Genomic DNA, 12,681 nt, shown 5'->3' with positions numbered 1-12,681 from the left:
TATATGATCCACAATTCCTTGTTGGAGACCGCGTAAATGAAACCTAACGCCTTTTTAGTATCGATCGCGCTGATGGCCATTAGCCCAACCATTGGGTTAGCTGGAAATGGAAAGAGTAAGAGCAAGGGTTTTGAAGTCCACCGAGCGGTACCGCAAGATGGTGTTATTGTGGCAAAGTCGAAGCATTGTCCGCCCGGCCTTGCCAAAAAGGCCGTACCGTGTGTTCCACCTGGTCAAGTCAAGAACCGGTATCGTGTCGGAGACCAGATAGGTAGCGACTATACTTGGATTGAGGATCCTTTCCGCTACGGTCTGGACCGTCGTGGAAATTACGTGCGCGCAGGCAATTATGTCTATCGTGTCGATCCCGACACACAAAAGGTGCTTAATTTGATCGGCGCTGTCGCGGATATCTTGTACTAATCCGAATTATTCTGCCGCAACTGCACGACCTTCCAGCATTGGTTTAAGATATCGACCCGTGTGGCTGCGTTCGCAATCAGCCACATCTTCGGGTGTTCCCACGGCTACGATCTGGCCGCCCCCATCTCCGCCTTCGGGGCCGATGTCGATGATCCAGTCCGCAGTCTTAACCACGTCCAGATTGTGTTCGATTACGACGACAGTGTTGCCTTGGTCGACCAGTTCATGCAGTACTTCCAAAAGCTTGCGAACATCTTCAAAATGCAGACCAGTTGTTGGTTCGTCCAGGATATACAACGTCCTGCCAGTCGAACGTTTAGACAACTCCTTTGAAAGTTTCACTCGTTGAGCTTCACCGCCCGAAAGCGTGGTCGCCTGTTGCCCGACCTTGATATATCCAAGCCCAACCCGCGCCAGAGCATCCATCTTATCTCGGATCGACGGAACGGCTTTGAAAAACTCCTGAGCGTCTTCCACCGTCATATCAAGCACATCCGCGATGGATTTACCCTTGAACTTAATTTCCAGTGTCTCTCGATTGTAGCGCGCTCCTTTGCAGGTCTCGCACGTCACGTACACGTCTGGCAAAAAGTGCATCTCGATCTTAATTACACCATCACCTTGACAAGCCTCGCACCTACCACCTTTGACATTAAAGCTGAACCGACCTGGCTTGTACCCACGCGCCTTCGCCTCGGGCAGGCCTGCGAACCAATCGCGGATTGGGGTAAAAGCCCCGGTATAAGTGGCTGGATTTGAACGAGGAGTCCGCCCGATGGGACGCTGGTCGATGTCGATAACCTTGTCCAGATATTCAAGACCTTTTATCGTTTCGCAGGGGGCTGGTGTTTGACGTGCACCATTAAGGCGCATCGAGGCCGTCTTGAACAAGGTTTCGATTGTTAAGGTAGATTTACCTCCACCAGAGACACCCGTCACGCACACAAATTTGCCAAGTGGAAATTCCGCAGTCACGTTTTTAAGGTTGTTCCCGGTCGCCTTAACCACCGTAACCTTGTGTTTCTTGCCGTTGCGTCTTTCGGCCGGCACGGCAATCTCTCGCGTTCCCGACAAATACTGCCCAGTTATAGAAGCTGCATCCCCCGCGATGCGATCAGGCGTGCCATGGCTCACGACCTGGCCTCCATGCACTCCAGCTCCTGGGCCGATATCAAAAACATAGTCGGCTTCACGGATTGCTTCTTCGTCATGCTCGACAACAATCACCGTATTACCTTGATCTCGAAGGTTCTTGAGTGTCCCCAAAAGGCGGTCATTATCACGTTGATGCAACCCGATCGAAGGTTCATCCAAAACGTACAACACACCAGTCAGCCCCGAGCCGATCTGGCTGGCCAAACGGATGCGCTGGCTTTCACCACCTGACAATGTGCCACTTGAACGTGAAAGCGTAAGGTATTCCAGACCTACGTTATTCAGAAACCCAAGCCTTTCACGTATTTCTTTCAAGATCGCACGAGCAATTTCGTTTTTCTGGCTACTGAGATGATTTGGAGCGTCCTCTATCCAATCCAGCGCTTCGCGGATTGACATCTCGACCACTTGCCCAACATGCAGGCCCGCTAATTTGACCGCAAGAGCCTCGGCCCGAAGCCGATATCCGTTGCAGGTCCCGCAGGGCCGATTGTTTTGGTAACGCTCGAATTCCTCGCGGATCCAGGCACTGTCTGTCTCGCGATAGCGGCGTTCCATATTTGGAATGACGCCTTCAAAGCTGCGCGTGACCTGATACACTCTCCCGCCTTCGTCGTACCGAAACTGGATTTCTTCTTCGCCTGATCCTTGCAAGAAAACCTGCTGAACTTTGGCAGGTAAGTCCTTCCAGGGTGTGTTCTTATCAAATTCATAATGGCGCGCTATTGCTTCGATTGTCTGCAGGAAATAGGGTGATTTTCCCTTTCGCCACGGCGCCAGCGCACCATCAAAAAGCTGTAGGGTTTGATCCGGAACCACCAGCCGTTCGTCAAAAAACAATTCGACTCCCAAACCATCACAGTCCGGGCAGGCCCCAAATGGCGCATTGAAAGAAAATAACCGAGGTTCGATTTCCGGGATCGTAAAACCACTGACCGGACAAGCAAAATTTTCGCTGAATGTGATACGTTCCGGATCGCCCTCGCGCGGAGCCGTTTCAAGAATCGCGATGCCATCGGCCAAGTCCAGCGCGGTTCGCAAACTGTCGGCCAATCGGGTTTCCATGCCCTCGCGCACCACAAGTCTGTCTACCACCACGTCGATATCATGGCGAAACTTCTTGTCCAGCGTCGGTGGTTCATCCAACTCGTAAAACGCGCCGTCGACCTTAACGCGTTGGAATCCTTGTTTTCTAAGCTCTAGAAACTCTTTTCGATACTCTCCCTTCCGATCACGGACGATTGGAGCAAGAAGGTAGCCGCGTGTCCCCTCCTCCATCGTCATTATTCGATCCACCATATCTTGCACCTGCTGCGCTTCGATTGGCAGCCCCGTTGCCGGGCTAAAGGGAGTCCCGGCACGTGCAAACAGCAGGCGCATGTAATCGTAAATTTCCGTTACAGTGCCCACCGTCGAGCGAGGGTTCTTCGAAGTCGTTTTCTGTTCAATGGAAATAGCAGGTGAAAGACCGCTGATGTGATCCACATCTGGTTTTTCCATCATATCCAAAAATTGCCGCGCATAAGCCGAAAGGCTTTCGACATAGCGGCGTTGGCCCTCGGCATAAATGGTGTCGAAGGCCAATGAAGACTTACCCGAACCAGAAAGCCCTGTAATCACGACAAGCTGGTCACGTGGAATATCAACATCAATGCTTTTGAGGTTATGCTCGCGTGCGCCACGCACCTCAATATTCTTTAGTTCAGCCATTTCGGCCCCCAAAACATAAGTGTCTTAGAAATAGGCGAGCGGCACTGAGTCTCCAACAAAAAATTTAGAACAAAGTGTGAACTAACGATTTATTGCCGACACCAATTCACATTGCCACCACGGCCCCATACTTCGGGTGCGCACAATTTGTAATTCAGTTTGAATTAATGATGGCGCGGTTGACGGGGCTCGAACCCGCGACCCCCGGCGTGACAGGCCGGTACTCTAACCAACTGAGCTACAACCGCGCATTTTGGGTCTATGTCCGATCCATTTGCCCGGATCTAAGGCTGGCAGCGATGGCGCGGTTGACGGGGCTCGAACCCGCGACCCCCGGCGTGACAGGCCGGTACTCTAACCAACTGAGCTACAACCGCCCACTGCCCGTTCATTGCTGAACGTTGGGGTGTATTATGGCTCAACCCCGGTATCGTCAAGCGGCGTTTTAAAGTTTTTTCCTGTTTTCGAGGTTTTCTGGACCGCGAGACATTTCAGAACGATTAGATTAATCTTTTTGAGCAAATTCCTTTTGTCTGGCGACGAGTGGATGTTTTATCGAGAAATTACTTTTGATGGTTTCTCAAAGATTCTTCTAGAATTATGAGCGAGTGAAAATTTGTCCGCAACGCATTGATATCATATCAACTTCATGATCGGCAGGATTAACGTCATGCCAGTCAAACACCACGGAGCGTTATACATAGATTCTGAGGGGCCGTGGTTTAGAGTTGCAACCTTTGGGCAGTCAAAAAAGGCGGGCATTAAGCCCGCCTTTGAAAGTACTATGTTGCGAATATTAGTGAGCAGTCGCCGTCTGCCCACCTGTGTCTGCGGACTTGGTCGCAGCCGCAGCCGCCTTTTCTGCCGCCTCGTCCCATTCTACAGGTTCGGGCTTGCGGACTAACGAATGCTCTAGAACTTCCGAAACATGTTTTACCGGAATAATATCAAGCCCGTCCTTAACGTTATCCGGGATTTCAGCCAAATCCTTTGCATTTTCCTCCGGTATCAGCACAGTCTTTATTCCACCGCGCAGCGCCGCCAACAGTTTTTCTTTCAATCCGCCTATCGGCATTGCGTTCCCACGCAAGGACACTTCGCCCGTCATGGCAATGTCTTTACGTACTGGGATGCCCGTCAGAACCGAAACAATTGACGTTACCATAGCCAGTCCTGCGCTTGGACCGTCCTTGGGGGTCGCTCCGTCAGGCACGTGCACGTGGATATCAATCTTGTCGAACTTCGGCGGTTTCACCCCTATTTCAGGCGCAACGGACCTAACATAAGACGAAGCCGCGTCGATGGACTCCTTCATCACATCACCCAGCTTACCGGTGGTCTTCATCCGGCCCTTACCGGGCAGTTTAAGAGCCTCAATATGCAGCAGGTCGCCTCCAACCGAGGTCCACGCCAAGCCAGTCACCACACCAACCTGATCGTCTTGCTCCGCCAAGCCGTAGCGATATTTGGGCACGCCAAGGAATTCATCAAGATTGTCAGGCGTAACCGTCACGGTTTCCGCTTCTTTCTTGATGATCTTGGTCAGTGATTTTCGCGCTACTTTGGCGATCTCACGTTCAAGGTTCCGCACTCCTGCTTCCCGCGTGTAGGTACGGATAATCGACTGCAGCGCCTCGTCAGTCAGATCAAATTCCTTTGCTTTCAGCCCGTGGTTTTTGATCTGCTTGCTGATCAAGTGCTGTTTGGCGATCTCGCTTTTTTCATCCTCAGTGTAACCAGCAAGCGGGATAATTTCCATCCTGTCCAACAAAGGCCCAGGCATGTTGTAACTGTTCGAAGTGGTCAGGAACATTACATTGGAAAGATCATATTCGACCTCCAAATAGTGATCCATAAACGTATTATTCTGTTCCGGGTCCAAAACTTCCAACATGGCCGAGGCTGGGTCACCTCTGAAATCCTGACCCATCTTATCAATTTCGTCCAATAAGATGAGCGGGTTTGTAGTTTTCGCCTTTTTCAGCGCCTGGATAATCTTGCCAGGCATCGAACCAATATAGGTGCGGCGGTGCCCACGAATCTCAGATTCATCACGCACACCACCCAACGAGATGCGAATGAACTCACGACCTGTAGCTTTGGCAACTGATTTACCGAGAGAGGTTTTACCAACACCCGGGGGACCCACAAGGCACAAGATCGGACCCTTCAGCTTTTTCGAACGCTGTTGAACTGCCAGATATTCGACAATCCGTTCCTTGACCTTTTCGAGGCCATAGTGATCAGCATCGAGAATATCCTGCGCACGACCCAAATCCTTTTTAACGCGAGACTTGGTGCCCCACGGCAGAGAAAGAATCCAATCTAGATAGTTCCGAACTACAGTAGCTTCGGCCGACATCGGGCTCATATTGCGGAGTTTTTTCAACTCACCTTCGGCCTTTTCCCGGGCTTCTTTAGACAGCTTGGTTTCTGCGATCTTAGCTTCCAGTTCGGCGACTTCGTTACTTCCATCCTCGCCATCGCCAAGCTCTTTCTGAATCGCCTTCATTTGCTCATTCAGATAGTACTCGCGCTGTGTTTTCTCCATCTGTGATTTGACGCGTGTTTTGATCTTTTTCTCGACCTGCAAAACAGACATTTCGCCCTGCATCAGGCCATAAACCTTTTCGAGCCGCTCACTTACAGATAGCGTTTCCAGCAATTCTTGCTTTTGCTCAACCTCGATACCCAAATGACCTGATACCAAGTCAGCCAATTTGGCTGGCTCCGTCGTTTCGCCAACTGCTGTCAACGCTTCTTCGGGGATGTTCTTACGAACTTTGGCGTAACGCTCGAATTCATCTGCGACGGTCCGTAATAACGCTTCCGTGGTAGTCACGTCACCCGGAATCTCCGTCAGATATTCCGCACGAGCCTCAAAGAAATCCTCATTTTCGAGAAATTCTGTGATTTGAACCCGAGCCTGACCTTCGACCAGAACTTTGACTGTACCATCCGGTAATTTCAGTAATTGCAGTACGTTGGCCAGCACTCCTGAACGGTAAATGCCGTCTGTATTCGGGTCGTCTTCGCCCGGGTCTACTTGGCTGGACAATAGTATTTGCTTGTCATCCTGCATAACCTCTTCCAGGGCGCGGACAGATTTGTCTCGGCCCACGAAAAGTGGGACGATCATGTGTGGAAACACAACAATATCGCGCAGTGGCAGTACTGGGTATGAGGAGTTCAGAGGCTCTTGCATGCTCTATCCTTATCGTTGGCAAGACGGCTCTGGTCCCTCATCGAGGCAACTCCCGGCCGTCTCCTGTCTTGGACGGTAAAGGTGGGGCGGTTCGCGCCACATTTCAACCTTACCATCACCTGTTGGGCTTAAGAATGACCCGAGGTCGAACCGACTGCAAGGCATCAAGCGCACATATCCGGCAATTTTCTTCGATTAATGGGTCACAACGGCTCGATATCGCCTTGTTCTCTTTTGGAATAGAATTCTTCTTGCCAAGACAAAAACGTACCATTTCCGATCGCATTCCTCATTCCATGCATAATCTTCTGAAAATAATGCAAATTATGCCATGTCAGCAACATTCCCGAGATCATTTCATTTGCGCGAAACACGTGGTGCAAATACGCCCGTGAATAGTTTGAGCAAGCAGGGCAGCTACATTCTTCATCCAGCGGTCGCGGGTCGTCAGCATGACGCGCATTTTTAATATTCACGACACCAAAACGTGTAAACGCTTGTCCGGTACGGCCAGAGCGAGATGGAAGTACGCAATCCATCATATCAATTCCACGGGCAACAGCGCCGACGATGTCGTCTGGCTTCCCCACTCCCATCAAATAACGTGGTTTATCGACAGGCAGAAAACCGGGCGCATAATCAAGACAGCCAAACATGGCTTGTTGCCCTTCCCCAACCGCCAGACCGCCTACAGCGTAACCCTCAAAGCCGATAGACGTCAGTGCTTCGGCGCTCTCCTGTCTTAGATCCTGTTCCAAACCACCCTGCATTATGCCGAACAGAGCGTGGCCTGGTCTTTCTCCAAATGCGTCACGCGACCTTTCTGCCCATCGCATAGACAGGCGCATCGATTCCGCGATGCGATGGCGGTCCGCTGGCAACGCTGGGCATTCATCGAAACACATAACGATGTCAGAACCCAACAAACGTTGAATCTCCATCGAACGTTCCGGGGTAAGCTCATGTTTCGAACCATCGATGTGAGATTTGAAGGTGACACCTTTTTCTGTAAGTTTGCGCAGCCCGGCCAAAGACATTACTTGAAATCCGCCCGAGTCTGTTAAGATCGGTAAGTCCCAATTCATGAACTTATGTAATCCGCCAAGACGATCTATACGTTCCGCTGTAGGGCGCAACATCAGGTGGTACGTATTTCCCAATAGAATGTCAGCCCCGGTTGCGCGCACGCTTTCTGGCATCATCGCTTTCACAGTACCGGCAGTGCCAACAGGCATGAAAGCAGGTGTCCGAACCTCACCCCTTGGCGTATGAATTACGCCGGTTCTGGCCTTTCCATCTGTTGCTTTCAAATCAAATGAGAAACGGTCAGTCATCGTTATGCCTCGGGTCCAGAACGGGCAGGCTTTGCCTCATCTGTCGAGGCATTGCAACCCGTCAGGGAAGTGAACCTAACCGCTCTGTGAACAGATTAACCACTCCCACAGCGTCGAGATCTTGACACACTTTTATCGCTGGCCGATTGGGGTCGGGTACGGTCTGACCGACGCTTGGACCGTCCTGAACAACTCTCATGCCCGTTTCGACAGTCTCGAACATATCCTCGTGACTACAGGCAATTACTGCGGTCGAGTCATGCAATCCACAGCCATCCTGATCAGCTATGTCCTGATAAAACCTAAGGTAGAAGTCCGAAATAGCGCGCAAAAACCCTCCGAAATCCGGGGACTGCTTGGCTAAAGCATCGAAATCCGAACCTTGGTAAAGGGTTTGCATTGTGACATCCAGACCGACCAAAACCGTCTCAGGAGGCCTGTCAAAAACAGCCTGCGCAGCAATGGGGTCATTGTGTATGTTGGCCTCGGCGTGTTGCGTGACATTGCCTCGGCAAAATACCGCACCTCCCATAATCACCAATCTCGCCAAATTGGACGAGAACGCAGGATCAAGCGCGATTGCGTCGGCGATATTGGTCAATGGACCCACGGCGCAAACTGTCAATTGACCTTTGTGGCGTCGGGCCATCTCGACCAGATACTCGGCTGCAGGCATGTGGTGGTTTTTGCCAAGGTCGGGAATGTCTGTAACGTCCCCAAATCCCTCTGGGCCATGAACATGTACCGAAGCGCGATGGCTGTCCCTACCCCAAGCCCAAGACGCACCTTGAGAAACAGGTACGGTTAGATTGAGTTTATCCAACAGAAACCTGGCATTTCGGCTGGACTGGTCGATCAGAGTATTTCCGAATACGGTTGTAAGACCGATCAAGTCAATTTCAGGCGCGGCTGCTGCGTATGCAATTGCCATTGCGTCGTCAATTCCGGGGTCTGTATCAATAATCAGCTTCATTACCGTCCGATATCGCAGTCAGAACAGGATGCAAAGCAATCACTTCACGGGTATTTCGTTTGACATGATCAGCTTAGTAACTTTCAACGTTGCGACCTCAATTCCAACCAGAGTTGATATCTGCTGACTCAATCCCCAAATGTATACTATCGTACACAATAATAGAGGACAGACATGACCGAAGACCAGATAATAGGCCTGATTTCTTCAAACATAATCTACTTACTGGCGGCGGCGTTCATAATTGCCGTTATATTCAAAGGCATAAAAATAGTTCCGCAATCCGAAAAATATGTTGTCGAAAGATTTGGGCGTCTGCACTCTGTTCTTGGTCCTGGAATTAATTTTATTGTCCCTTTTCTAGATGTTGCAAGGCATAAGATATCCATTCTAGAGCGTCAGTTGCCCAACGCCACACAGGATGCGATCACCAAGGATAATGTACTTGTTCAAATCGACACTTCGGTGTTTTACCGTATCCTTGAACCTGAAAAGACGGTCTATCGTATTCGCGATGTCGACGGAGCGATAGCCACGACTGTGGCGGGAATAGTTCGCGCGGAAATCGGTAAAATGGACCTAGATGAAGTGCAATCTAACCGCGCGCAACTGATAACACGCATTCAAGAGAGTGTTGAAACTGCAGTTGACGATTGGGGAATCGAAGTAACCCGGGCTGAAATCCTAGACGTGAATCTGGACCAGGCCACCCGTGACGCAATGTTGCAGCAATTGAACGCCGAACGCGCGCGTCGCGCGCAAGTGACCGAGGCCGAAGGTCAAAAGCGTGCTGTCGAGCTTCAGGCTGAAGCTGAGCTTTATGCAGCCGAGCAAAGCGCCAAAGCGCGACGTATTCAGGCCGAGGCAGAGGCTTATGCCACTGGTGTCGTTGCCAAAGCAATCCAGGAAAACGGGCTGGAGGCCGCGCAATATCAGGTCGCGCTGAAACAGGTTGAGTCTCTGAACGCGCTCGGTAACGGCAGCGGAACTCAGACTATTGTTGTCCCTGCAAACGCGCTAGAAGCATTCGGAAATGCGTTTAACATGCTGAAAGGAAATAAGTAATGGCTGATCCATTTTGGTTGACATGGTGGATCTGGATAGCGGCCGCCATTTCACTGGCCATTCTCGAAGTGTTCCTGCCCGGTTTTATCTTTTTGGGATTTGCCGTCGGCGGAGCGGCAACCGGAATTTTGTTGCTTATCTCTGGAATGACGCCAACATTGCCTGTGTTGCTTCTAATTTTTGCTGCCTTATCACTGATCGTTTGGTTGGTATTGCGCCGTATGTTCGCAATGCCGCACGGGCAAGTAAAAACCTTTGATCACGACATTAACGAATGAACCGGTACGGTGCCCGCATCTCGGGCACAATACCGCCTCTGGACGGTGCCGAGGTCTTTCCCTATATAATTCGTCAGGTAACAGACCCGAGGCATAGATGAACCACCCAAGCGAACAGTTTGAAGGCAGTCCTTTGATTGCTCCATCTACTATCGAGCATCCTTTGTACGAGCCTGTGGTTGACGCCTGTAGAACGGTCTATGACCCTGAAATTCCGGTCAATATCTACGACTTGGGCTTGATCTACACGATTGACATCAGTGACGAAAATGTCGTCAAGGTCATCATGACCTTAACGGCACCGGGATGCCCGGTAGCTGGCGAAATGCCGGGTTGGATCGTTGAGGCGATCGAACCGGTTGCCGGTGTTAAGGAAGTTGATGTAGAGCTCACTTGGGAACCCCCGTGGGGCATGGAAATGATGTCCGACGAAGCACGTCTTGAACTGGGCTTTATGTAACTCCGGTATATCCTGAACAAATGCTTGGCCGATACAAGGCGATGTGTAGGTTGGTAAATAACTGTTTCCGGAATGTCATATTGTTGCTGGTTGTGTCCTGCGCGGGACATGAAGGTTAAGGGCGTCTTTTCCAACTGGCCAGCTGCCGAAACGTATTGCGCGAACTGCACGGGCCTTTGGTACCTGCCATCCCTACAATTTTGGTCCGCTGCGGACCGCAGTCGCCAAAGAACGATCTGTTTAATTACTTAACGTTACACTTCGCTCTTATTTCCGCGGCTCGTTCGTCCAGTTGCTTGACATACTCACCGGACAGCATTTCGAGCCTTTTGTCTTCGGTTCCGGTAACTAAACCCAAAAGTGCGCCGGCCGGAGTGATGGAAACAACGCTTTCAACCTGTTGATCTTGGGCATGTTTTTTCTCTGCCGCTATTGCACGTAAATCGCCTTCGGCTGTGGCGCAACCGACTGGGTGGCGTTTTGTGTCAGCGACTGCCAATTGCGCGTGTCCAATACACATCAATCCTAAGGCAGCCATCAGCGTCAGATTTTTGTTGTAGAATTTACTTAGTTGAGCCATTGCTCGATGCCTTCCAATTCAACTAATTCTATATTTCAGGCAGGCTAACTCCATCCACCAATCACACGCAACCCGTCTCAAATTGACGAAACTTCGGTAGAATTGTTGCATGTCTTTGTTTGACGTCTCTTGAGCCCGGCTTCTGTCCATCCTAAATTGGTGTCAGCACGTGGAAGTTGGAGTTTTCTATGTTTGGTATTCCGGGCAAACAGGCCGTTACTATGACGCCTAAAGCCGCCGAGCAGATTGTTCGCCTGATGCAGTCGGGTGGTCATGCCGGGCTGCGCATCGGTGTGAAAAAGGGCGGGTGCGCCGGGATGGAATACACCATGGACTACGTCGATCAGGCAGATCCAAACGATGAAGTCGTCGAACAGGACGGCGCCCGCGTTATTATTGCTCCGATGGCCCAGATGTTCCTCTTTGGAACCGAAATCGACTATGAGGTGTCGTTGCTTGAATCAGGATTCAAGTTTCGCAACCCCAACGTAGTTGATGCCTGTGGCTGCGGTGAGTCCATCAAATTCGACGAAAACATCGCGCCCCAGTCCTAGGACGCTTTTTGCAGATGTACATAGGTCTCGTTGAACCGCCGCGTCAAATGTTCGCCTGCGGTTATGGTTTCACCCGAACGCGGCGGGGCGACATTTGTGTCGAATGACGGGTTGAAGAATAGTGGGATCGAAATCCGTTCCTGTCCCCCTCCTTTCACACGGTGCAACGTCGCTTTGACCTCTCCGGAAGTCCAGAGTTCCAACATTTCTCCGAAATTTATTATGAATTGACCGGGTCCAGCTTGAACCAGTTGCCAGCTTCCATCAGGCAATTTCACCTCAAGCCCAGGTGTTCCATCGGTTGCCAGCAAGGTCAGGCAGCCATAGTCAGTGTGTTCGGCAATTCCGAAGTCTTTTTCTCCGGCCCATCGAGGGCGCTGCGGATAATAGTTTCCACGTAGCAGCGCCATCGGGGTGTCGAATGCGTTGTCAAAACTGGCTTCATCACGACCGACGGCTACGGCGATAGCCCGAAGCACCCTCATCGCGACATTGCAGGCGGTGCTGTAGTAAGATTCGATTGTCGGACGAAATCCAGGCGGATTTTCTGGCCACAGGTTGGGTGCATAAACGCTGAGATTTCGGATGCTATAAGGGTCTCCGGGTGGAAGCTCATATCCACAGTCGAAAACTTCTTTGAAATCGGGATTAGCATCAGGGTTGGATTGCTCTGACTTTGGCGCACCCCATCCCCGGTTCGATCCGGTGGCAGCCATGTTGACCGTTTGTTTTTCAGATTCGGGCAAGTGAAAAAAATTACGATAGGCGTCGAAAACGTCCTTAAGTTGTTGCTCGTTCAGTCCGGTTTCGGAAACTGTAAGAAAGCCAAGCTCGCGTACCCCTCGCGCTAGTCGGGCTAGTTCTGCGGGGTCGCGTTGATCCAATTTTTCAAGATTTAGGTTGTCTATCATTTTGCACCAGATTTATTCGCGCGAAACTCCTGC

Annotated in this window: 11 protein-coding genes and 2 tRNA genes; 5 read left to right on the top strand and 8 right to left on the bottom strand. The window is 50.9% G+C overall.

Annotation, left to right across the window (positions count from 1 at the left end; translation table 11 throughout):
* Nucleotides 1-36 precede the first annotated feature (36 nt).
* The gene (locus AC2FNE_RS03640) at nt 37-423 is read left to right on the top strand and encodes a hypothetical protein (protein ID WP_170606776.1); all 387 of its coding nucleotides are present in this window, start codon (nt 37-39) and stop codon (nt 421-423) included.
* A gap of 6 nt (nt 424-429) precedes the next feature.
* Here AC2FNE_RS03640 and uvrA read toward each other — a convergent pair whose 3' ends face one another.
* The 6 genes from uvrA to AC2FNE_RS03610 all read right to left on the bottom strand — a co-directional run bounded on the left by uvrA (nt 430) and on the right by AC2FNE_RS03610 (nt 8,800).
* Nucleotides 430-3,288 (bottom strand): excinuclease ABC subunit UvrA, encoded by a 2,859-nt coding sequence (gene uvrA, locus AC2FNE_RS03635; protein ID WP_496804804.1) that lies wholly within the window; start codon nt 3,286-3,288, stop codon nt 430-432.
* Nucleotides 3,289-3,459: 171 nt separating this feature from the next.
* A tRNA-Asp gene (locus AC2FNE_RS03630) sits at nt 3,460-3,536 on the bottom strand.
* A gap of 52 nt (nt 3,537-3,588) precedes the next feature.
* Nucleotides 3,589-3,665 (bottom strand) — tRNA-Asp (locus AC2FNE_RS03625).
* Nucleotides 3,666-4,084: 419 nt separating this feature from the next.
* Nucleotides 4,085-6,493, bottom strand: a complete 2,409-nt coding sequence (lon, locus tag AC2FNE_RS03620) for an endopeptidase La (RefSeq protein ID WP_496804803.1) — start codon at nt 6,491-6,493, stop codon at nt 4,085-4,087.
* Nucleotides 6,494-6,696: 203 nt separating this feature from the next.
* Nucleotides 6,697-7,827: a tRNA guanosine(34) transglycosylase Tgt gene (gene tgt / locus AC2FNE_RS03615; protein WP_170606770.1), complete on the bottom strand. Its 1,131-nt coding sequence runs from the start codon at nt 7,825-7,827 to the stop codon at nt 6,697-6,699.
* A gap of 61 nt (nt 7,828-7,888) precedes the next feature.
* The gene (locus AC2FNE_RS03610; RefSeq protein ID WP_496804802.1) at nt 7,889-8,800 is read right to left on the bottom strand and encodes a nucleoside hydrolase; all 912 of its coding nucleotides are present in this window, start codon (nt 8,798-8,800) and stop codon (nt 7,889-7,891) included.
* A gap of 174 nt (nt 8,801-8,974) precedes the next feature.
* On the opposite strand from AC2FNE_RS03610, the gene AC2FNE_RS03605 reads away from it, so the two are divergent.
* The 3 genes from AC2FNE_RS03605 (at nt 8,975) to AC2FNE_RS03595 (ending at nt 10,603) form a co-directional block, all read left to right on the top strand.
* Nucleotides 8,975-9,865, top strand: coding sequence for an SPFH domain-containing protein (locus tag AC2FNE_RS03605; protein ID WP_170480314.1), 891 nt, complete (start codon nt 8,975-8,977; stop codon nt 9,863-9,865).
* The gene (locus tag AC2FNE_RS03600) at nt 9,865-10,143 is read left to right on the top strand and encodes an NfeD family protein (RefSeq protein WP_170480312.1); all 279 of its coding nucleotides are present in this window, start codon (nt 9,865-9,867) and stop codon (nt 10,141-10,143) included. Before AC2FNE_RS03605 ends, AC2FNE_RS03600 begins: the two co-directional genes overlap by 1 nt.
* Nucleotides 10,144-10,240: 97 nt before the next feature.
* Nucleotides 10,241-10,603, top strand: a complete 363-nt coding sequence (locus tag AC2FNE_RS03595; RefSeq protein ID WP_170480310.1) for an SUF system Fe-S cluster assembly protein — start codon at nt 10,241-10,243, stop codon at nt 10,601-10,603.
* 244 nt (nt 10,604-10,847) lie between these two features.
* On the opposite strand, the gene AC2FNE_RS03590 is transcribed toward AC2FNE_RS03595, so the two are convergent.
* A complete protein-coding gene (locus tag AC2FNE_RS03590; RefSeq protein ID WP_170606767.1) occupies nt 10,848-11,183 on the bottom strand; it encodes a hypothetical protein in 336 nt (111 codons plus the stop codon).
* A 188-nt stretch (nt 11,184-11,371) separates the two neighbouring features.
* Here AC2FNE_RS03590 and AC2FNE_RS03585 point away from each other — a divergent pair, with 188 nt between their 5' ends.
* Complete coding sequence (locus AC2FNE_RS03585) at nt 11,372-11,737, top strand: HesB/IscA family protein (protein WP_170480306.1); 366 nt, start codon at nt 11,372-11,374, stop codon at nt 11,735-11,737.
* Here the strand turns inward: AC2FNE_RS03585 and AC2FNE_RS03580 are convergent.
* Nucleotides 11,734-12,648, bottom strand: coding sequence for an isopenicillin N synthase family dioxygenase (locus AC2FNE_RS03580; RefSeq protein ID WP_170606765.1), 915 nt, complete (start codon nt 12,646-12,648; stop codon nt 11,734-11,736). The two genes, AC2FNE_RS03585 and AC2FNE_RS03580, sit on opposite strands and share 4 nt — an antisense overlap.
* Nucleotides 12,649-12,681: the final 33 nt, after the last annotated feature.

The sequence above is a fragment of the Ruegeria sp. YKSD179 genome, from assembly GCF_059612885.1.
Note: the sequence above shows the minus strand (reverse complement) of the source record. Positions and strands in the feature narration are given on the sequence as shown.

Coding starts and splice junctions, on each gene's coding strand:
- AC2FNE_RS03600 (WP_170480312.1), top strand. CDS start 9,865: ATGGCTGATCCATTTTGGTTGACATGGTGGATCTGGATAGCGGCCGCC.
- tgt (WP_170606770.1), bottom strand. CDS start 7,827: ATGACTGACCGTTTCTCATTTGATTTGAAAGCAACAGATGGAAAGGCC.
- lon (WP_496804803.1), bottom strand. CDS start 6,493: ATGCAAGAGCCTCTGAACTCCTCATACCCAGTACTGCCACTGCGCGAT.
- AC2FNE_RS03605 (WP_170480314.1), top strand. CDS start 8,975: ATGACCGAAGACCAGATAATAGGCCTGATTTCTTCAAACATAATCTAC.
- AC2FNE_RS03585 (WP_170480306.1), top strand. CDS start 11,372: ATGTTTGGTATTCCGGGCAAACAGGCCGTTACTATGACGCCTAAAGCC.
- AC2FNE_RS03610 (WP_496804802.1), bottom strand. CDS start 8,800: ATGAAGCTGATTATTGATACAGACCCCGGAATTGACGACGCAATGGCA.
- uvrA (WP_496804804.1), bottom strand. CDS start 3,288: ATGGCTGAACTAAAGAATATTGAGGTGCGTGGCGCACGCGAGCATAAC.
- AC2FNE_RS03595 (WP_170480310.1), top strand. CDS start 10,241: ATGAACCACCCAAGCGAACAGTTTGAAGGCAGTCCTTTGATTGCTCCA.
- AC2FNE_RS03640 (WP_170606776.1), top strand. CDS start 37: ATGAAACCTAACGCCTTTTTAGTATCGATCGCGCTGATGGCCATTAGC.
- AC2FNE_RS03580 (WP_170606765.1), bottom strand. CDS start 12,648: ATGATAGACAACCTAAATCTTGAAAAATTGGATCAACGCGACCCCGCA.
- AC2FNE_RS03590 (WP_170606767.1), bottom strand. CDS start 11,183: ATGGCTCAACTAAGTAAATTCTACAACAAAAATCTGACGCTGATGGCT.